Here is an 18,881-nt window from a genome sequence, read left to right on the forward strand (position 1 = left end):
TTTTCTTAATTACCATTATATCATTATTTATGATAAAATAAAAGTAAATGATAAGTTATGAGGTAATTACTAATGAGTAAAATAAAAGATGCCGTTTACGCCCGTGGTTATATTTATAATTTCCATTTCCACCTAATTTGGGTAACAAAGTATCGTCACCAAACATTTACTACTCCGGTGTTAGTTAGTGAAATGAAAAACATTCTTCAACGAATTGCAGACCTTAATGAAATTACAATTGAGAAAATGGAAATTATGCCCGACCACGTGCATATGTTAATCGGTTTTGCACCCAAGCACTCTGCAACCAATGTTGTTAAAGCCCTAAAAGGTGGTAGTGCAAGGTTATTCTTAGCTAAGCATCCAGAAATACGAAAATCCCAATACTGGGGAGGTAATCTTTGGTCACGTAGTTATTACATGAGTACTTTAGGTAATATGAGTAAAGAAGTCGTAGAAAAGTACATTTCTGAACAACGTACAACAAAAAGCAATGCAGGACGTCCAAAAACAAAAAAATAGCACCTTTCGGTGCTGATACTAACGCATTCCTCCCACGATTAAAATCGTGGAATTCCTGCTTTATTTTTCATTGAAAAGGCAAAATTCAAGGGAGATCAAGTGGCCTTTTTAGGAGCTAATGACTTGTCAGCTGGGGACTACACGTGCTACGGTGGCGGTTTCCCAATCAAAGTTGATGGTGTTGGTACGGTAGGAGCTGTGATTGTTTCCGGGCTCAAAGACTTCGAAGACCATGATTTAGCCTATCAAGCTTTGTTAGGGATGAAGGCATAAACTTAGGGTCGGTCTGCGGATTGACTTTTTATCATTAAGAGTTTTTCTACGTCTAGAGAGTAAGCGAGCTAGAAGACAACATAATGCTAAAATACAAATGGCTTGGATACCTTATTTTTTAGTAGACTTTCCATGTTATCAACCAGAAAGGCATACAGTAGATAAATTTTCTACTTAGGATAATTAAAAACACTATGTTGGCTAATTAATCAACATAGTGTTTTTTGTGTTGTGTTCATCACCATTACATCAAAATACCAGTTAGATTATAAATCGCATTGTAAAGCAACTTGTCGGCGGGAATATCTTCTTGTACCTGGAAGTAGGACTTTTGACTTGCAAGAATGGGGTAAAAGCCTGCCAAGTAAATTAACAACTGGGTGAGAAAGATTTCTCGTTGCATTTGCCGCCCGGTCGGAAACACTTGTTGGCAAAGTTGGCTTAGTAGTGTGAAGAACGACTGACTACTCTCTTGGAAACTAGTGAGGTGTTCAGGGGTGCTTTGCGGTTCAATCAAAGTTTTTTGAAGGGTTAAGAGGCGCAAGAAGGTGGGGTGTCGAAGTAATACTTGTGTTAGTAATTGGCAGAAACGGTTGCGGGTAACGCGATTTTGTTCAGCGGCAAAAATTTGGGCAATTTCTGCTTGTACTTGTTGATATTCCTGTCCTAGGATAGCCAGGAAAATATCTCCTTTAGTGGGGTAGTAGGTGTAAATGGTTGCTCGTGAGAGGGTCGTTGCCTCGGCAATAGTTTTGATACTTATTTTTTCGTAGTTTTGTTTTTTAAATAGTTTGCGACTGGCTTTGAGGATTTCTTCTAGTCGCAAATCAATTTGCTTTTGAGTTCGTGCTCGTTGGAAACGCATAGAATCAACTCCTTCAGCCTAAGTTTAGCTTTTAAAAGTCTAAGTGTCAATTAATAAAATACATAATGTTGACTATTCTGGAACCAGAAAAAATCAGGCTGATCCTGACTTTTAAATATTAGTTATTAGTTTCGATGGTGCGCGAGATAGTAATCAAATCGTCTTGGTTTTCTCCCATTGTGTGGTTAATAATTTCAAAATAAGACACAGCGATCGCATTTTGAGGCATAACTAAGTGAGCATTGTGCCCAGTGGCGATAAAATTATCGGCTATTTCATAGAAACTTTCTAAGAGGAGACCTTGTTGTTGAGCATCTAAACCAGAAAAGGCTTCATCCATGATGATGATTCGCGGTGCTTGGTCGCAGGACATCTTTTCTTGGTCCAACGAGAGCACAATCGTTAATGGTTCCAGAATGGCCCGACTTCTTTGGCCTTCAGAGAAGGTCTTGAGTTTGCGGTCGGTTAAATCTTCCATTTTATCGGAAGCTCCCTTACGCTTGAAGCGAATCTTAAAGTTAAACCACTTTTTATAATCGAACATCCGGTAGAATTCGGTCATCAAAACTTCTTGAGGTTGATCAACGTTTTCGACGATGATTTCCCACAGCTGATGCATCAAACGGTCCACAGCATCACGAACCACCGGGGCATCTGCTTGTTGATCACCAAAGGCCGTGAGGTAAGAAGAACGATACTCTGGGCGCGCTTCAAAGACTGTATAAAAGGAGATATGCTCACTTTGTTCCTTAGCTTTCATGGATTGGCTGATTTGTTTGGTTAATTGACGCGCTTTGTCAACAGTGAAGCGAATTAAATCAAAGACATGAGATGTATAGAGCTGTTCACCGAGTTTTTGAACTTCATTATCCGCCGTGACGGAGTAAGATTCAACATGCCATTGATTTGGGTTTCTAATTCCGGCAGGGACATAACCTTATCATAACGTTGATAGGTAACGGTCTTAATATTTTGCAATTCATACAAGGTATCTGCAATGTTGCTATTGCTAGATTCAAAACTCTTAAAAGTTAACTCACTTTGTTCCACGTGATATTCAGCACTGGCATTAATTTCGGTGAAGGAAATCGCTAACAGATTAGCCTTATTTTGATTATTATTCTTTAAATCATTTGCTGAAGCTTGGCTGACTGCCTCATCTAAATGAAGGGTTTCAAGTAATTCTTCAAGTTCCAAGAAGTCATCACTGAGCTCAGCTGCGGTTTCTTGAGCAGTCTCTAACCGTAATTCAAGTGCTGTTACGCTATTTGCGATGTCTGTAACTTGTTTTTCCTTAAAGGAAATATCTGCCTGTAATTCTGGAATGCTGTTTTGCAATTCTTCATAACGGGCGATTTTTCTTTGGATATCGGGATCTTGAATTTGTGCTTGAATTTGCGCCACTTCTTCATCCCGTGCAAGCAGTCTTTGCTTCAGCTCATCGAGGCGAGTTTGGCTGGCATCTAAGTTAAGTTCCGTCAACCTTTGTTGTGCTTCCGCTAATTCAGATTTTAAGCGTTTTTGTTCTTCTTTTTGGCGGTCAATTTCTGCGAGTAGAGCCAGATAGTGATTAAATTCTGCTTCAAAGTGATGTAAAGCTGCATTTTCTTGTGGTAAGTCCGGACAAAAATCACCGAGAAGGAGATCTCTTTGATTTTGGAAGGTGGCTAATTGTGTTTGCAGCTGGGCTAACTCGGCTTGGTTAGCTTGGTGGGTGTGGCTAGCTCGCGCTAGGGTGTCTTGCGCTTTTTCGAGCGCTGAGGTCATCGGAAAACTAGCCCGTGAAAGCTGGCTTAACATATCATCGTATTCAGCACTTCGTTTTCCAGGCGGTCAATTTCTTTTTGACAAGTTGTAAGCTCCGCCTGAACTTGGGCAATATCAGCTTGACGTTTGGCTTGGCGGTTGCTTTCACCAATGTGGGTAATCTGCGCTTGACTAGGGTGCGTAATTTTGACACTACCATAGAGTAAGTTATCCTCAACGTCTAAGGCAATTTCTGTTAGAAAAGCTTGTACTTGCTCATTTGCTCCTTGAAGGTATTGACCTAAATTACGGGAAGCAGGTGATATTGTATTACCAGTAAATTCCAGCCCGGTTTCAACTTGTCGAGCATCAAATAAAGTGTACAACAAATTGGAGTATTTGAGGGCACTTTCAATTTTGAGCTGCAAGGCCGGAGGAACATCGGGTTTAAAGTCCACTAGTTCAAAGAGTTGTTGCCCGGTTTGGAAAACGGCAGTCGTTTCGGGCTTTTCGTGATTTTGTAATTGAGCCAAACGTTCTGTTAAGGCTTGCTTAGTTTGGATTTGGGACCTTAAATCAAGCTGACTTTGTGCCAGTTGTTGACTAAATTGTTGTTGGAAAAGTTCAACTTGGTGTGCAAGTTGCTCATATTCATCGAGTGTGAATTCTGTACTTTCTTCCACTGGTAATTGGCGGGTTTTAAACCAATCGTAGGTTGCACTTTGCAAGTCTGACAGGGCTCGCTTAATCTGGTCCAGATAGTAATCCTCGTCATAGCTGTCCAAAGCCTTTTTCACTTCATCTGCTTTAAAAAGGAGTTTTTGGTTAGCGATATTGAGTTGCTCTAAGTCACTGATTAACTGGTATTGCTTAGCGATGGTTTCTTGTGGATGAGGATAGTTCGCCTTAAATTGGGCGGAAACCAGATTGCTGTCCGTGGCGACCGTTAATTTGGCCAACTTGGCTTGCGTTTGTGATAATTGCATTTGCGTCTGGTCGAACTTCTTTTGAGTCCGATCATAGTCAGCTTGCAAGCGGGTCAAGTCTTGTTGGGCGATGGCCACTTCACTTTGAGCATGTTTTTGTTCTGTTAAGGCACGTTGAAGTTGGTTTTTTAGATTCTTGATGTCAGTCGACATCACGGTATCTAAGGCCGCCTTTTCACCTTGATTCTTACTGAGATCAGCTTTGGTTTGCATGATTTCTGTTTGTAATTGGGTAATCTTGTCGTTTTTCGTTGCTAACTCAGTTTCCAAGCGGTTAGCGCGATCCTGGGCTTGTATAAGGTCGGTGTGAGCATCGCCAAACTTAAGACTAATCCGGGCCAGAGTTGGCTTATTAGATAAGTCAGCCCAGTCTTTGGTTTTGTGAAGATTGTCCAAGATATTTAACAAGCGTTCGCGTTCGTTTCTTTCGCTAATCAACTTCAAAGCACTAGTAATGAAACTTCCCACAATATCAGGAGTTGCGTATTGGCTGAGATCTGGTAAAGAAGTCTTGAGGGCTTCATCCAATTCTGACACACTGTTGGTTAATTTCAAAGGCGGTTTACCCAGATTTAACATATGGTCGATATAATCATCGAAATCCTTGAGGTTAGTGAAACCAAAGAATAGCTTATTAATGGCGGTTTTATAATCCGCAACTCGGTTGTAAATCGCCTTAATGTGCTGGTTGTTTAACTTGCGAAATTCGGTCCAGTTGGTTTTGAAATTCAAGTCTGTCCCGGCAACACCTGGTTTAAGAATACAACCATAACGGCTGACATTGCCCTCTAAAGTTTTACTGTAAGCGAGGACTAGGGTTTGGAGGCCTGATCATTTTTAAATTCACACCAGGCAAAGGAAGCTTCTCCTGCTTTGGTATAAAAGTCACTATTACGGCCGTTTTTGAGCTGATAGGGACTCATGGTGAAAATAGTGGGAAAGATGGCCTGCATACTGACCGTTTTTCCCGACCCATTTTCACCGGTAAAAACAATTGCTTGGGTGGCAGCATCAAAAACTTCATTGCGGTAGTTGAAGTAATTATAAAACCCAAACTGGTTAACTTTATAATGTGCCATGTACTTCTCCTTGTGATTTTTCCTTGGTAATAAAGCTTGTTAATGAGGTGATTTCATAACCGTGGTCGCGTGGGGTCAACATTCCGTAGTAGGTGAACCAAGTAATAATTTCTTTCACCTTACTCTTCAGGGTAACCTCGGTTTTTAGTCCCGTCGAATTCGCATAGGTCGCTGTAGTTTTGGCTAAATCGAAGAGTTCTAGCGGGCTCCAAAAGCTCTTTTGTGATAGTTGACTTAGCATTTCCACGGCTAAAGTCCCGACGTTTCCTTGGACAGTATTGGGGAAACCACTGCCGGAGTAATCGGCTAAAATAAAGTAATTTTCATAGGCCAATAGGCGCAAACCCGTCTGACTGTCGTAATCGTAAAAGCGTTCGAAACTTTCTTCGAGACTTTTGAGGGTACTACTGTGCATGGTACCTTCATGACGGTAAAAACCATTTAATAGTAATTCTTGACGGGCCTTAACCACCGGACTGTCAGCTGTTAGGACTATTTCTTTTGGAGGAGTTGGATGTTGCACTTTGACATATAAGACGTTTTCTTCACTGGCTTCTTTTTGCATTAAAATTCCGTCTTGGCAAAGTTTGGCGAGTACGTCTTTTAAGTAGGGTTGCAACTGTGCCGAAGCAGAGTTATCTAAACCTTCTTGGGTGAGGACGTATTGTTGTAAGGAAGTGTAAAGAATACTGGCATCATCTGGTAGGGAAGTTAAGCGCGCTAAAACTTCAAAGTAAACCCGGTATAAAAGTGCGGATTTATTACGGGGGCTAGCAATTCCCAAGGGACGTGTGCGCGAGTATTTACGCAGGTGGTAGTTATTATCGAGTTTGAGGCCAAACTTATTTTTGAGATAGATGTCGATTTCCTTAGCATTAAGTTTGATGAGCTCATTAACTTCGCCCCGTAAAAGTAGGGGCATGACTTGACTCCAATCACTGGTCTTCATTAAGTTTCACCTCCAATTGCTGTTTGAATAAGGTTAAAGTTTTAGCTTCAGAGCGAATCACCATGTTTTTGGTTTGATAAGTTTTAATAAGCTGGTAGGCGCCGGTTCGAGCGATTCCGCTTAAAATTTGGCCGTCTTGGTCAAAGTAATAGTGGAAGATGCTTTCGGAAATCAATTTCATCAACCACTCATAGGCATCATTTGGCAGGGTTTCCTTGAGGCCGTGTTCCAAAATGTACTGGCCAAGTTGTTGCTGCCGAACTTTTTCCGCTTCCCGTTGTGCTTGTTGTTGTTTTAGGAGTTCTTTTTCGGTCGCCGATAACTCCATAGAACGCGCCGCCTTGGGTACAGCCTTTTTGCGGGCTTTAGGTTGGAAATCATAGTGGAGACGTTCATCGTTGTCGTCAAATCGCGCGTGCTTGGACATTACCCAGTGGTGAATTACCGGTGTTCCTTCTAATTTGTCAAAACGCAAGGCTAATTCTTCCGGAGTCATATCATCAGTAAACTCATGCGCTAATTGGAGGTACTTTTGGGTATTGGCGACATTACGCGTAATATTACGATTTTGGCGGTTGATATCAATCACCATATCAAACATGAGATTTAACCGCCCCATTAAGCCTGCAAAGAGTCCATTACTACCGGCTTCATCATGGGCAATATCTTCAATTGTGGAAAACATAGTCGCACAAATTTCATCCGCCGTACGGTTAGCGTTTAAAGCCAGGATTTCTTGGGCTAAAGGCTGGTAAAAGCGACTGGCTCCAATGGCCTTTTGACTAGCAGCCAAACGCTTAATAGATGCAATAATCTCAGGAATGGCGTCTTTAACTTGTTCCATAATTTCTTTAATGGTATTGGTTAAACGAATCAAAAGGATATTTAAATCAGCAAAGATTTCCGGATTTTCTGAACTGGTTTGATAAACCCGCAGTTGCATCTGATTGATGTTGGTGGAAAAGTCATTAATCCGATCCTTGAAACGACGGTAAATCCCGTTGTCAAAGCCATAACAGATGTCAAACAACGTGGTTTTCCCTTCAAAAAGCTTTTGCTTGAGCTGACCATTATTGGGATCGTGAGCTAGTTTGGTCAATGTTTCATTTAAGGTATCCGTAGCTTGCATAAACTTGATGGCATCATTAACTTCAATCGATTCTCGAATCTTAGTTTCTAGTTTAGAAATTTGCTCAAAGGCCGTATATAAGGCAACTGATTGGTCGGTCAGCTTGTAAGCTGAAGTTTGCATCGCTTCCTTAATGGAACGGGCCCGGCCTTCAAGATTTGAAGGAATCCGCTCGAGGTTTTTATTGTCATATAACCATTTGATAGCTTTATCGACTTCTTCGTAATCGAGTTCTAAAGTTTCGCTGAGGTTTAAAGGGGTGTATTGAATTAATTGGTGATCATAAAGAAAGCTGACGATTTGTTGGGTAATACCAGGTTTAAAGAGCCAGCGGGCTTGGTCGGTGAATTCTAGGTCTTCATAGAAGTTCATGAATTGCCTCCTCAAAGATTATTTTGCCTTCAGATTGAATCGCAGTTAGCAATGACTGCAAAGCAGGGTGTTGTACTTGTTTAATGTGACGGTCCTTGCTGGGGACGACGGCTTGTTTTTGGTACTTATGGTATGTTTCTAAATCCATATTTTTCAATTTAAGAGCGGGAAAGTCCTGTAAAAGGTTATCAGCGATTTTAAGTCCAGTCTGGTCTAAATCACCAGAATAATAAAGCGTATTGTTCGCTGCTAACAGGCGTGTAATTAACAAGCGACAGGCTAAAGTTGGTTGCCCAGCCGTACAAACAAATTTGCGATCTGGGTAACGTCGTGCCAAAACGGTTGTGACGCCGGAATTTTCATGGAGATAGATGTTTTGGCCTCGTGGTAGATCAACGGTGGTAACATCAGCCAGAGAAATTAAGTCAAAGTTTAGTGGAGAAACGAGAAGGTTCGCCGTACCGACAAAATTAGCTAGTTGATCTTGATAGAGGTTATGGTCATCTAAGCGCGCGTCAGGCCCATATTGCGCTACTAACAGTTTTTCTAAAAAGTTCCTTTCCTTACGTCCATAGTCAAGAGCATGGGGATTACTGAAAATTTTTAAAGCATAAGCTGCCAGTAAGGTTGGCTGGCTAGGGCGAGACCACATTTGTAGGGCACTTCGGTAGAAGTTTGCCTGCTTTTCCCATACTTTAGGGCTGACATCTAAACTTAGGAAAAACTCTTTTTGGGCAGTATCAAGTTGAGTTAGAAAATTAGTAAAAGCTGTTTGCCTCTGTGTGTTAATCTGATCCGCCTGGTCTTTTTGTGAAAGTAATTTCCCATAACGTACTTCTAATTCCGGGAAAATGTCTTCTTTAGCGATACCGAGTTGCTTAAAAATACGCCAGACCTTAACTTGATACGTACCATTCTTTTGGGTTAGTTTGCCCAAAAGACCCAAACGTGAAAGGGCGAGTTCATCTTCAACTTTAACTGTCCAATTTTTAATTTGGCCATGACTGCCCTTTTCTAGGTATAAGTCACGAGTAATTTGCCACCAATCCATCTTAACACCTCCGTACATTTATTATCTATTATAGCATTTTAATATAGCACTTTAACGTAGTCATTGGAGAAACAATATAAATAACAGTAAAAAACCATCGCTTAAAAGTTTTGAGCGATGGTTAGGTAATTTTTATTCAGAAGCTCCTGAAGTGCCATCTAGGATAGTTTGCGCACTGGCGTGACCGGCAATCACCCCGGAACCGATACAAAGGCCATAGCAAAAGCCCGGGATATCGTAGTAAGGTGAGTACATCAAAGAACCATTGTCGGTGCCAACAACGTATAGACCAGGAATCGTTTGGCCGTGCGTATCAAAGGCTTGACAGTTAGCGTCAGTTTTAATACCACCCATGGTTGACCAGGCAGACACTTCATTTTCAATTGCGTAAAATGGACCTTGGGAGACAGAGGTCAGGTACCAAGGGTTAGTAGCAAAATCTTCGTCGACACCCGTTTGACAGAAGCCGTTGTAGCGATTGACGTTTTCCACTAAGTGGGTTAGTCCCGTTTTAGCTTGTAATTCTACTAGGGTGTCGGCCTTAGTAATCCAACCTTCACGTAGACCTTCCTCGAGGTCTTGGTCGAGGCTAGCTAAAGGTCCACGTTGCTTGTAATAGTTACCGATAAACCAGTTCTCGTGGTTAGCTCCTCGCGCGGTCATGTAGGTATAAAGGCCTTGGTCTCGCATGGCATCAACATAGGCTTGGTCAACAATAGCGTAGTAAGGACTATTGCGCAAGGTAGGTTCCTCACCATAAGACATCGGATAGTCACACATGAGACCTTCGTTCATGAAACGTTGGCCGTGGCTATTGACTAAAAGATTACCGTAAACTCCGAATTTGAAAGCTAGGTTTTGGTCGAATTTATCCTGAGTGGCTGGCCGGGAAGCTTTTTGGTTGGTGCCACCGTATTCGCTACCACAGTAACCAAAAGTCTTATCGAGACTGGCACCGATAGCTTGAGCCATTTTAATCCCATCCCCAGTGGCCAGCGATTTACCTCCGGCAGCCGCATTCACGCGACTGGTCCCAAGGTGGGCTTGTAACATTTCTTTGTTACCCAGGTAGCCACCGGCCGCTACAATTACGGCTTGGGCTTGAATGGTAACCTGGGCACCATCATGACTTTGGGCTACAACCCCCGTAACTTTACGCCCGTGGGTTAGTAACTGTATGGCCGTTGTTTGATAAAGAACTTGGACGCCGTATTCTTTATAGGCTGCTTGCCAAAGTTTCACCCGTTGGTCAACTGGAGTCATAATTAGGTGGAAACCACCTTTTGGCCCTGTAAAAGGCGTCTTAAAGCGGAAATCAGCTTCTTCAAAGCGATAACCGATTTCCATGAGGTTTTCTACGGCTTCACTGGAGTGATCTAGGTAATTCTTAATTAACAAGGAATTAGGTGTCCAGTGCGTGTAGGTCATGACATGGTTAAAAACCTCGTTAGCTGTTAAAGTTGTACCTTTTTGGTGCAATACCGGTGTATCAACGGCGAAAGGTCCGGAAACCTTAACTCCGTTGACGGCAGCAAGGGTGGATGCTTTTTCGAGCACAACCACCTGGGCACCATCCTTAGCGGCGGTGAGGGCGGCCATAAAACCAGCACCCCCTGAACCAATCACAACCACATCAGCCTTGAGTTGGCGGTCCTCCGCTGGAGCTTTCGCTACTAGTGGCTGGTTTAAGAGTTCTTGGGCATCACTACCGGCTTGATTAACAACTTCTTCTAAACCTTCAATCACCGCATGGGAAAGTTTCGAAGCTCCAGAAATAGCGTCCACTTGAAGGGATTGGTTGGCAATAATCTCCGGTAACATTCGGTCCTTGAGTTCAGTGATAAAAGCTTCAGTTTCGTTTTCACTGAGAACGTCAATTTTAACAATCTTGTCTCGGGTCAAAGTAACTTCTAGAGTCACATCGGAATGGTGACCGCGCACGGTTACTTGGTATTTTCCATCTTTGTACATTCAAATCACCTCAAAGGATATTATATCACGTATAAAAACGATTACAAAAGATTACTTACAACTATAAATATCATGCAGAACATTGGAATTTATAGCAAAGGAATTACACTGATTTTCCCTAGCAATAACTAAAAAACCGCTCAATTGAGCGGTTTTGTGGAGTCATTAAAATTTATTCTTCAAAAAAGCGAGCACAAAAGGCAGCTAAGACCGCCCCGATTTCTGGTGCAATCAAGTAAACCCAGAAGTGCTTCAACGCGCTCCCTCCGGCAAAGATGGCAGGACCAAAGGAACGTGCGGGATTCAAGGAAGCCCCGGTTAAGTTAATTGCGAAAACAATTAACATGGCTAAGGCTAAACCAATCACTAGGCCGGCTAAATCAGGGTTACCAAAGCGGTCTGAGGTTACCAAGAGAATAATCGTCACGAATAAGAAGGTGGCTAAAATTTCTACAATTAAGGCGGTAAAAGGTGAAATCTTGGTAAAGTCGGTTTGACCTAAAGCGTTGCTAGCCAAGCCCATCGATTTAACAAAGTAAAGCACAAAAGCTGAACCCGCCGTTGCCCCCAAGAATTGGGCAATAATGTAACCTAAGGCGTCTTTGGCATCAATCTTACGGTTGATAAGCATGGCAGTCGTTACGGCAGGGTTAAAGTGTCCCCCAGAAATTGCCCCAAAAGAGTAGGCAGAAATTGTTACAGCTAAACCGAAAGCAAAGGCAATGGTTAAGACATTCCCCTTGGCGATAACAACACTAGCAGTCCCTAACATAATTAAAATTAACGTTCCGAAAAATTCGGCAAGATACTTTTTCATTGACATAAAAAATTCCCCCTTATAAATAATTTTCTTGCACTTTAAGCATAGCGAGCCAAGATTAAGAAAAACTATTAAAAACATAAAAATCCGTGTAAAATTTAGCAATTTTTATTTAAGCTTTAATTAGTAGGTTTTCGGGGCTGACTAGTTTAGTTTGTTTGATAAAAATTTGGCGGGCCAAGAAACCTAAAACAATTGGCATTACAAGGAATAAGATGATTAAAAGTATCATGCTCCCGCACTTTGGTTAGTTTCATTCCAGGCGGCCAAAGGTCCAATCAAGCCACTGAAACCAAATCCAGCACTCATTGGCGTACCCTTGATGTTGAAGATGGCTCCAATCGCCCCAGCAATAGCGGCATTAACCATTACGGGGATAAATAATTTAGGCTTTTCTAACATGTTGGCCATTTGAATTTTAGGTGTTCCGATGAAGTGGGCTAAAGTTGTCCCAAGGCTATTAACGGATGCCCCCATGATGGCCAAGGTAAAACTACCAGCAACAATCCCTAGGTTAGCGGAGCCCGAGGCAATTCCAGAAAGTGAAATCGCTGTGGCAATTCCCACCGAACTAATGGGTGACACAATTAAAACGGCGAAAACCAAGCCATTAAGGCTCCCATTAAAATAGGTTGTAAGACTGTGAGGTGCATAATCACTGCCCCAATAAAGGTCGTGACTTGACGAACGTATGGCAAAGTGAGCATTCCTAAGCCACCAGCAATCAAGATAACTAAAACAGGCACTAAGAGCACGGTGTAGTTTTTCAACTTGTCCCCAATGAATTGGGCAACTAAAACCCCAATGACAATCGTAACTGTGATGTTGATAACATCTCCGGTCCCAGAAAGTAAAAAACCTTTGGCAGTGGGCGTTACAACGCCAGCACCTAAAGTAGCAGCTGCTGCCAGCGAACCTGTTTGAATTAGGTTAAATTTGAAGGCCGTCCCGACACAGAAAGCCGCCACGGCAGCTAAGAGACACATAGTAAAGTTAGTCATGGCCGTGATGGTCGTGGCGGTGCTTGTAAAAGCGGGAAAAGCACTGCTGAGGGCCTTCATCAGTTGTCCCAAGAGGGCGGACGGGATTAGGGTAATGACAACCCCGGTGGAGAGCCCGTTTAAAACGTTCATGGTAAATTCTTTAGCTTTCATAGAAATCCTCCTTGATAGTACAAAAAGAGCCTAGGTGTTTTGCACCTAGGCTCGGTTTAATTTCGTTTGGTTAAGCCTAGGTCTTATCAATCCTGACAAGACCTAGAACTTCTAAATCTAAATCCTTGACAGGTGTAAAGTCTGGAAACGAGATTTACACCTGCATGCAAGTATAAACCTCTACTTAAAAAAGAAATAGAAGCCACGATAGTTCTTAAATTGTTGTGATGTCATTTGGTTTTTCATAGCAATTTCCTTCCTTTCGTGCTTGCATGTATTACTTGTTGACCTTAGGATAACGAAGATAAGATTAAAAGTCAAGGATAAAATTAGATTTTTTTCATTTAAAATACACCTTAGTGATTTCACCGCTGTTAAATTCTAATATTTTCTCATCCTCTGTTACTAATTGGAGGCTACCATCATCACTAATCCCGCTAACTTGGCCGTGGAAACTTTCTGTTCCACGTTGCAAGGTTACTTGTCGCCCCAGTAGAAAGGATTTTTGCCGGTATTCTGCGAGCAAGTTGGGAGATTGATATTCACGATAGTGGTCAATAATTTCGGTAAAGAGGGCCACCATTAGTTGATTACGATTATAAAAAGGTTCGTCACTGATAGCTTGGGCGGTTGCTTGGAGACTCTCAGGAAAATCAGCCGGACTAAGGTTAAGTCCCACACCGACAATAAAGTGGGCTAGAGACTGGGTTTCTAGATCCAAGTTGGCCTCAGTTATAATACCAGCTACCTTTTTTTGCCCTAGATAAATGTCGTTAACCCATTTAAGCTTGAAGTCTTTGTCTGGGAAAAATCTTTCTAAAACCCGACTCACTAAAACGGCAATACTGGTAGTTAAGAGTCCAACTTGGGACAAATCTTGACTCGGATTAGGCAAAATCAAAGAAAAGTAGAGTCCAGTTTGGCTAGGTGAATAAAAATCACGTCCGCGACGCCCGTAACCGGCACTCTGTTGGTTAGCAACGAATAAATATGGTTTGTTTACAGTGTGTTGATTAAGATAGTTCTTTGCTTGAATTTGCGTGGAATCCGTCATTTCAAAAACTTTAATTTGTTCAGAATAAGCAAAACCACTATAAAAGTTCAAACTATCCAAGTCAAGGTTAGGGTTCCCCAAGTAACGATAACCCTGATTTTTGCGACTTTCGATTTGGTGACCCGCTTTTTTCAAAGCTTGGATAGCCTTCCAGACCGATTCACGGCTAACCTGGATTTCCTGCGCTAATTTATCACCAGAAAACCAAGTTTCTGGTTGCGCTAGTAATTGGAATAAGACAGCTTGTTTGGTAGTCATATTATTTTACCTCCAGATAACAGGTTTGAGTTTGTGGGCAATCAAACTGGCTAGCAAGGCTTTAATGGTATCGCCGGGGATAAAGATTAGATTGGAAGCTAAAGCCACGCCTAAGTTCAGATGAGATTGGTAAGCAAGCCAGAGACTGCCGCAAATGTCAGCGAAAAGGACGCCCCAAAGCCAGGTCCCAATAAAGGTTAGCCAAAAGCTAGTTTTTTGTCGGGTAAACCAGCCGATAAAAATCGGCACTAGCAACCAACTAAGAATATAACCCCCAGTTGGTCCTACAAGAGTGGCCATCCCGCCATTTCCTCCAGATAAGAAAGGAAAACCTAATGCGACCAATAAGACAAAAGTCACGGTTGCCAAACTTCCATAACGTGGTCCTAGTAAGAGCCCTGCCAACATGATACCCATATTTTGAAAGATAATTGGAACAGGAATAATCCCTAAAGGAATGCCTGGAAGAAGTCCAAGAACAATAATAATGGCGACCAAAAGGGCCGCTAGAATAAGCTTTTTTAAATTATTTCGGCTAGTCATCATATTCCTCCGCATTTTTACTTTTATTATAAGCGTAGTAACCCTCTAAATCAAGATGGGGTTACTATTGATGTGATATAATAAAAAGCGATGAAAGAAGGGGAAAATATGCTCGAAGAAGAAATTTTTAAACGCAAACTTGCTGAACCTGCCAAATTGGAAGCCTATGGTTTTCGAAAGGAAGGCGACAGTTATCACTATCAAGTTGACTTCTTAGCGGGACAGTTTCAAGCCCAAATTACAGTGCAAGGAAACCAGGTTAAGGGTGAAGTTTATGACAATGATAACCATGAACCTATCTTTTGCTACGAGCGGAAGGTCAGCACGGGGCTTACGTGAGTTCCGTGCGGGCAGCTTATGGTGAAATTTTGGCAGAGGTAGCGACGCAATGTTTTCGTGAAGAACCTTTTTTAACGCCGCAAGCTAACCGCCTTAGTCAACTGGTCGCGAGGACTTTTCACGAAAAAGCAGACTATCCTTTCAAGAAGTTACCTACTTATGGTGTTTTTCGTAATGCTGATAGCAATAAATGGTATGGCTTGGTGATGAACATCGACAAAGCGCTGATCACCAAGGAAAAATCAGATGCGGGTCAGGAAGTCGAAATTCTCAACCTTAAAATCAAAGAAGCTAAACGCCCTAAACTATTGGCCCAAGCTGGGATTTATCCTGCCTACCATATGAATCGGGCTAACTGGGTTAGTATTATGCTTGATGAACGGGTCAGTGATGACGAGATTTTAGAGCTATTAACAGAAAGCCGCGCCTTTACCAACCAAGGCGGTCGCCCCCTTAATCAACCAATTGCTTGGATTGAACCGGCTAATCCTAAGTATTATGACGTTGCCGCAGCTTTTGCGAAAAAGCGAGAAATTTTCTGGAAGCAAAATACCAAAGTCTTGGCTGGCGATACAGTCTATATCTATCTGACCGCACCGGTGAAAGCTTTATGTTATAAGTGCTTGGTTTTAGAAGCGGGGATTGAATCTGAAGAAGTTGCACCCAAAAAGTTAATGCACCTGCAATTGGTCCAAGAATATCCGGCAACTTTTTGTCCTTTTAACAAACTGAAAGAACTAGGTGTCAAAGCCGTTCGTGGGGCACGTAAGACCACTCAGGAGCTTGATGACTACTTAGCACATTATTCCTAATAGCTTAATGCTTTTTGATGTGAAGAAAATTGCAAAACACTTGTCTTTTTGAGAAAATAATGTAAAATTAATTAGAAATATTAATTTAGAAAGAAGATGACCTCTATGCCAATTACGGTCGAAAAAAAGTTAGCCGCAATCGATATCTTACGTAAGGAAAATATTTTTGTGATGGACGACATGCGGGCCATGCGCCAAGATATTCGTCCTTTATCGATGTTAGTAGTTAACTTGATGCCGAAAAAGGCCAATACTGAGGTCCACATTCTCCGGCACCTTGCTAATACACCTCTCCAACTAAAAGTTGACTTCCTTTACATGGCTGATCATGAAGCTAAGAACACAGCCATGACTTATTTGGAAAACTTCTATAAAACTTTTGAAGATGTTAAAGATAGTTTTTATGATGGGATGATTGTTACTGGGCCCAGTGGAGACACTTGAATATGAGGACGTTGATTATTGGGAAGAGATTAGTCGTTTGTTTGATTGGTCAAAAACGCACGTCTTCTCAACCATGCACCTTTGTTGGGGGGCCCAAGCTGGACTTTATTATCGTTACGGGATTCAAAAGTATCTTCTCCCTAAAAAACTTTCTGGAATTTACTCTCAAAAAGTTATGCTTCGCGAAAATCCTTTGATGCGTGGATTTGATGATGAATTTAAGGCGCCACATTCACGTTATACTGAGGTTACAGCCTCAGAGGTTTTAGAGAAAAGTCCACTCAATATCCTCGCTGCAGGACCGGAAGTGGGACTTTCTATTTTAGCCAGCGATGATTTACGTCAGGTTTACAATTTTGGGCACCTGGAATACACACGCAACACTTTGGCTGAGGAGTACGAGCGAGATGTTAAGGCTGGCAAAAATCCCGCTTTACCAGTTAATTACTATCCAGATGATAATCCCCAAAATGCTCCTAAGAAGACCTGGAGTTTAGCTGCTTCTGTCTTCTTTAGTAATTGGGTCAACGCCGTCTATCAAGAAACGCCATATGATTTAACGGAATTAAGCAAATAAGTGGGTCTTGTGGCTACGTCATCAATACAATTTTTGGTTTGACGTAACGTTATAAATTATGAGAAAATGGGCTAGATAGATAGTAGTAAAGGAGAAATTTTCATGGGTGAGCAGAAAAGAAAAATTTTTAAAAATTAAATACGTAAAATTTGGAGCTGACCAAATTTGGTTATCTCACAAAGCTTATGTTTATAAATACGATTCAAAATATGCTAAAAAAGGGCGTTATGCGTTGGTAAAATCCGTGGATAATACCGTATCTGAAGAACCATCTTGGCAAATTGCGGTTATTACCGACTTGATGCCAAATGCTAAGCGGCTAATGAACGCCTTTTCTTAGAAAACATCACAGCCATGGATTCTTCACTATTAGGTACCACACCTAATAAACCAAAAACCTTTGCGGAAGTTCCAGAGTTGATGCAAATTAATGCTCACTTCAACAATTTTGTGGCACAAAAGAAGGCTGAAGAAAACAAATAAAGTTCTAAAAATCATCACTATGAGTGGTGATTTTTTTAACGCCAACAGTAAGACAGTGTTAAAAATAGGTTGGAAGCTCACAATATTAACTCTCAAGATGCACCTATAGATCTTATAATTTTACCTAGAGTACACTCAAGGTAGTACAATAAGATATTGAGGAGGGATTTAACATGTCTACATTAACTATTACTCAAATGGCTGAAAAATACAACCTAAAACCTGATACATTACGTTACTATGAGCGTATTGGCTTAATTCCTGCGGTTCCTCGTCAAAAAAATGGTAATCGCTACTATAATGAGGGTTTACAGGGGTGGATTGAAATGCTTGTCTGTCTTCGTCATTCAGATGTTCCGATTGAAAAATTGGTTGACTATGTACAAATGTTAAGCCAAGGCGAGGAGACTTTATCTGCACGTCAACATTTATTGGAAGAACAGTTGGATGAATTATTATTGAAACAAAAAAATTTGCAACGTTCGATTGACCGATTAGAACATAAAATTTCACTTTATAAAAGTGGTGAAATTAAAAATGATAAAAGCTATTTTGAGGAATATAAAATTTCAGAAGACTAAACAAAGCCACTACGTTCGATAATTTTTTGAGCGTGGTGACTTTGTTTACTAGGTTAAAGCATTAAGATTAGCTTTAAAGCTCATAACTTGATAGGAAGCATCGTTGGGATAAAAGACATCTTGACTGATAATTTGGTCAAGTTCTTGGCGACTATCGACTTGTGCGATAATAATACCGGCGTGATCAATCTCCGTGCGCGGTCCAACGAGTAAAAATTTACCTTGATCAAAGTATTGCTTGAACCAAGCGCGGTGAGCAGTTATTTCTTTTTCGGTAATATTAGTTGCGGTTAGTTTAATATCAATAACGAACATTATTCAAAATCTCCCAATTCTTCTAACTATCGCTAGTTAAATAGGTAGCGTAAGCGTTGGCCTGTTGTTGTAATACTTCATTTGAAATTGAAGAAGCACCAACCGTGATGAAAGGCTTGATAAATTTAGTGCCGATTAAACGACTAGTGGCTTGGAAAGGACGTAAAAGTTCGGTAACATGGTATTTAGCAAAATTGTCACGATCATAGTTATCAGCTCCAGGCGAAACAGCAATGATTAGTTCTTTACCGTGTAAAGCATTTCCTGTTGAGCCATAAGCCCAACCATATTCCAAAACCATGTCTTCCCATTGTTTGAGCAAAGCTGGTGAGCTATACCAGTACATAGGAAATTGTAGAACAATTCGGTCGCTGGCTTCAAGAATAGCCTGTTCAGTTGCAACGTCAATGTTAAAGTCTGGATAAAGCTGATACATATTACGTACTTCAATTTCTTCAGGTAAAGCTTCAGCTAAAGTAGCATTAACTTTAGAGTTAGCTAAATTAGGGTGGAAAAGTAAAACAGTTGTTTTCATGGTTAAATCCTCCAAATAAATTC

Annotated in this window: 21 protein-coding genes and 2 pseudogenes; 8 read left to right on the plus strand and 15 right to left on the minus strand. The window is 41.3% G+C overall.

The genetic code is table 11. The features are described 5' to 3' along the window. Positions 1-72 precede the first annotated feature (72 nt). Together tnpA and JCM10991_RS14920 are read left to right on the plus strand one after the other, a co-directional pair. Entirely contained in the window at positions 73-522 is a 450-nt protein-coding gene (gene tnpA / locus JCM10991_RS08340) for an IS200/IS605 family transposase (RefSeq protein ID WP_025021146.1), read from the plus strand. A gap of 69 nt (positions 523-591) precedes the next feature. Continuing rightward, a complete protein-coding gene (locus tag JCM10991_RS14920; RefSeq protein ID WP_369384717.1) occupies positions 592-795 on the plus strand; it encodes a heme-binding protein in 204 nt (67 codons plus the stop codon). Positions 796-1,039: 244 nt separating this feature from the next. On the opposite strand, the gene JCM10991_RS08350 is transcribed toward JCM10991_RS14920, so the two are convergent. The 13 genes and pseudogenes from JCM10991_RS08350 to JCM10991_RS08410 all read right to left on the minus strand — a co-directional run bounded on the left by JCM10991_RS08350 (position 1,040) and on the right by JCM10991_RS08410 (position 14,772). Continuing rightward, the gene (locus JCM10991_RS08350) at positions 1,040-1,660 is read right to left on the minus strand and encodes a TetR/AcrR family transcriptional regulator (protein WP_025021147.1); all 621 of its coding nucleotides are present in this window, start codon (positions 1,658-1,660) and stop codon (positions 1,040-1,042) included. Positions 1,661-1,778: 118 nt separating this feature from the next. Then, complete coding sequence (locus JCM10991_RS08355) at positions 1,779-2,420, minus strand: SbcC/MukB-like Walker B domain-containing protein (RefSeq protein WP_025021148.1); 642 nt, start codon at positions 2,418-2,420, stop codon at positions 1,779-1,781. A gap of 53 nt (positions 2,421-2,473) precedes the next feature. Then, positions 2,474-3,460, minus strand: a complete 987-nt coding sequence (locus JCM10991_RS08360; RefSeq protein WP_025021149.1) for a hypothetical protein — start codon at positions 3,458-3,460, stop codon at positions 2,474-2,476. Beyond that, on the minus strand, positions 3,454-5,124 hold the full coding sequence (locus JCM10991_RS08365) for a coiled-coil domain-containing protein (RefSeq protein ID WP_025021150.1): 1,671 nt from the start codon (positions 5,122-5,124) through the stop codon (positions 3,454-3,456). The genes JCM10991_RS08360 and JCM10991_RS08365 overlap by 7 nt, the downstream gene beginning before the upstream one ends. A gap of 80 nt (positions 5,125-5,204) precedes the next feature. Continuing rightward, the gene (locus tag JCM10991_RS08370; protein ID WP_025021151.1) at positions 5,205-5,471 is read right to left on the minus strand and encodes a hypothetical protein; all 267 of its coding nucleotides are present in this window, start codon (positions 5,469-5,471) and stop codon (positions 5,205-5,207) included. Beyond that, the gene (locus JCM10991_RS08375; RefSeq protein ID WP_025021152.1) at positions 5,458-6,420 is read right to left on the minus strand and encodes a hypothetical protein; all 963 of its coding nucleotides are present in this window, start codon (positions 6,418-6,420) and stop codon (positions 5,458-5,460) included. The genes JCM10991_RS08370 and JCM10991_RS08375 overlap by 14 nt, the downstream gene beginning before the upstream one ends. Further along, a complete protein-coding gene (locus JCM10991_RS08380; RefSeq protein ID WP_025021153.1) occupies positions 6,407-7,921 on the minus strand; it encodes a hypothetical protein in 1,515 nt (504 codons plus the stop codon). Before JCM10991_RS08380 ends, JCM10991_RS08375 begins: the two co-directional genes overlap by 14 nt. Then, positions 7,908-8,972 carry a DUF2399 domain-containing protein gene (locus JCM10991_RS08385; protein ID WP_025021154.1) on the minus strand — a complete coding sequence of 355 codons (1,065 nt, stop codon included), beginning with the start codon at positions 8,970-8,972 and terminating at the stop codon, positions 7,908-7,910. The genes JCM10991_RS08380 and JCM10991_RS08385 overlap by 14 nt, the downstream gene beginning before the upstream one ends. A 132-nt stretch (positions 8,973-9,104) precedes the next feature. Then, positions 9,105-10,943, minus strand: coding sequence for an FAD-binding protein (locus JCM10991_RS08390; protein ID WP_025021155.1), 1,839 nt, complete (start codon positions 10,941-10,943; stop codon positions 9,105-9,107). Between the two features lie 172 nt (positions 10,944-11,115). Further along, a complete protein-coding gene (locus JCM10991_RS08395; RefSeq protein WP_025021156.1) occupies positions 11,116-11,760 on the minus strand; it encodes an MIP/aquaporin family protein in 645 nt (214 codons plus the stop codon). 115 nt (positions 11,761-11,875) lie between these two features. Further along, positions 11,876-12,917, minus strand: a pseudogene (locus JCM10991_RS13370) (PTS sugar transporter subunit IIC). A gap of 340 nt (positions 12,918-13,257) precedes the next feature. Further along, positions 13,258-14,229, minus strand: a complete 972-nt coding sequence (locus JCM10991_RS08405) for a biotin--[acetyl-CoA-carboxylase] ligase (protein ID WP_025021157.1) — start codon at positions 14,227-14,229, stop codon at positions 13,258-13,260. 6 nt (positions 14,230-14,235) lie between these two features. Next, positions 14,236-14,772, minus strand: a complete 537-nt coding sequence (locus JCM10991_RS08410; RefSeq protein ID WP_025021158.1) for a biotin transporter BioY — start codon at positions 14,770-14,772, stop codon at positions 14,236-14,238. A gap of 108 nt (positions 14,773-14,880) precedes the next feature. Here JCM10991_RS08410 and JCM10991_RS14575 point away from each other — a divergent pair, with 108 nt between their 5' ends. From JCM10991_RS14575 to JCM10991_RS08435, 6 genes and pseudogenes are all read left to right on the plus strand, one after another. Then, the gene (locus JCM10991_RS14575; protein ID WP_051527994.1) at positions 14,881-15,111 is read left to right on the plus strand and encodes a hypothetical protein; all 231 of its coding nucleotides are present in this window, start codon (positions 14,881-14,883) and stop codon (positions 15,109-15,111) included. Continuing rightward, positions 15,075-15,923, plus strand: coding sequence for an MmcQ/YjbR family DNA-binding protein (locus JCM10991_RS13375; protein ID WP_081781977.1), 849 nt, complete (start codon positions 15,075-15,077; stop codon positions 15,921-15,923). The genes JCM10991_RS14575 and JCM10991_RS13375 overlap by 37 nt, the downstream gene beginning before the upstream one ends. A gap of 105 nt (positions 15,924-16,028) precedes the next feature. Next, positions 16,029-16,944: pseudogene (locus JCM10991_RS13380) on the plus strand (homoserine O-succinyltransferase). A 106-nt stretch (positions 16,945-17,050) separates the two neighbouring features. Further along, positions 17,051-17,284 carry a hypothetical protein gene (locus tag JCM10991_RS08425; protein WP_025021159.1) on the plus strand — a complete coding sequence of 78 codons (234 nt, stop codon included), beginning with the start codon at positions 17,051-17,053 and terminating at the stop codon, positions 17,282-17,284. A 14-nt stretch (positions 17,285-17,298) separates the two neighbouring features. After that, positions 17,299-17,427, plus strand: coding sequence for a hypothetical protein (locus tag JCM10991_RS16185; protein WP_263640303.1), 129 nt, complete (start codon positions 17,299-17,301; stop codon positions 17,425-17,427). A gap of 173 nt (positions 17,428-17,600) precedes the next feature. Continuing rightward, positions 17,601-18,008: a MerR family transcriptional regulator gene (locus tag JCM10991_RS08435; RefSeq protein WP_025021160.1), complete on the plus strand. Its 408-nt coding sequence runs from the start codon at positions 17,601-17,603 to the stop codon at positions 18,006-18,008. Positions 18,009-18,056: 48 nt separating this feature from the next. Here the strand turns inward: JCM10991_RS08435 and JCM10991_RS08440 are convergent, their stop codons facing one another. Further along, entirely contained in the window at positions 18,057-18,323 is a 267-nt protein-coding gene (locus tag JCM10991_RS08440) for a YciI family protein (RefSeq protein WP_025021161.1), read from the minus strand. Positions 18,324-18,345: 22 nt separating this feature from the next. Next, a partial coding sequence (locus tag JCM10991_RS13385; protein ID WP_439645938.1) for an NAD(P)H-dependent oxidoreductase occupies positions 18,346-18,881 on the minus strand: 536 nt, incomplete at its 5' end.

It is taken from the genome of Ligilactobacillus equi DSM 15833 = JCM 10991 (assembly GCF_000615765.1).
GTDB lineage: Bacteria > Bacillota > Bacilli > Lactobacillales > Lactobacillaceae > Ligilactobacillus > Ligilactobacillus equi.

Coding starts and splice junctions, on each gene's coding strand:
- JCM10991_RS08380 (WP_025021153.1), bottom strand. CDS start 7,921: ATGAACTTCTATGAAGACCTAGAATTCACCGACCAAGCCCGCTGGCTC.
- JCM10991_RS08355 (WP_025021148.1), bottom strand. CDS start 2,420: ATGAAAGCTAAGGAACAAAGTGAGCATATCTCCTTTTATACAGTCTTT.
- tnpA (WP_025021146.1), top strand. CDS start 73: ATGAGTAAAATAAAAGATGCCGTTTACGCCCGTGGTTATATTTATAAT.
- JCM10991_RS08440 (WP_025021161.1), bottom strand. CDS start 18,323: ATGTTCGTTATTGATATTAAACTAACCGCAACTAATATTACCGAAAAA.
- JCM10991_RS08390 (WP_025021155.1), bottom strand. CDS start 10,943: ATGTACAAAGATGGAAAATACCAAGTAACCGTGCGCGGTCACCATTCC.
- JCM10991_RS08370 (WP_025021151.1), bottom strand. CDS start 5,471: ATGGCACATTATAAAGTTAACCAGTTTGGGTTTTATAATTACTTCAAC.
- JCM10991_RS16185 (WP_263640303.1), top strand. CDS start 17,299: ATGGATTCTTCACTATTAGGTACCACACCTAATAAACCAAAAACCTTT.
- JCM10991_RS08395 (WP_025021156.1), bottom strand. CDS start 11,760: ATGAAAAAGTATCTTGCCGAATTTTTCGGAACGTTAATTTTAATTATG.
- JCM10991_RS08385 (WP_025021154.1), bottom strand. CDS start 8,972: ATGGATTGGTGGCAAATTACTCGTGACTTATACCTAGAAAAGGGCAGT.
- JCM10991_RS08360 (WP_025021149.1), bottom strand. CDS start 3,460: ATGTTAAGCCAGCTTTCACGGGCTAGTTTTCCGATGACCTCAGCGCTC.
- JCM10991_RS08410 (WP_025021158.1), bottom strand. CDS start 14,772: ATGACTAGCCGAAATAATTTAAAAAAGCTTATTCTAGCGGCCCTTTTG.
- JCM10991_RS08350 (WP_025021147.1), bottom strand. CDS start 1,660: ATGCGTTTCCAACGAGCACGAACTCAAAAGCAAATTGATTTGCGACTA.
- JCM10991_RS14575 (WP_051527994.1), top strand. CDS start 14,881: ATGCTCGAAGAAGAAATTTTTAAACGCAAACTTGCTGAACCTGCCAAA.
- JCM10991_RS08405 (WP_025021157.1), bottom strand. CDS start 14,229: ATGACTACCAAACAAGCTGTCTTATTCCAATTACTAGCGCAACCAGAA.
- JCM10991_RS08375 (WP_025021152.1), bottom strand. CDS start 6,420: ATGAAGACCAGTGATTGGAGTCAAGTCATGCCCCTACTTTTACGGGGC.
- JCM10991_RS08435 (WP_025021160.1), top strand. CDS start 17,601: ATGTCTACATTAACTATTACTCAAATGGCTGAAAAATACAACCTAAAA.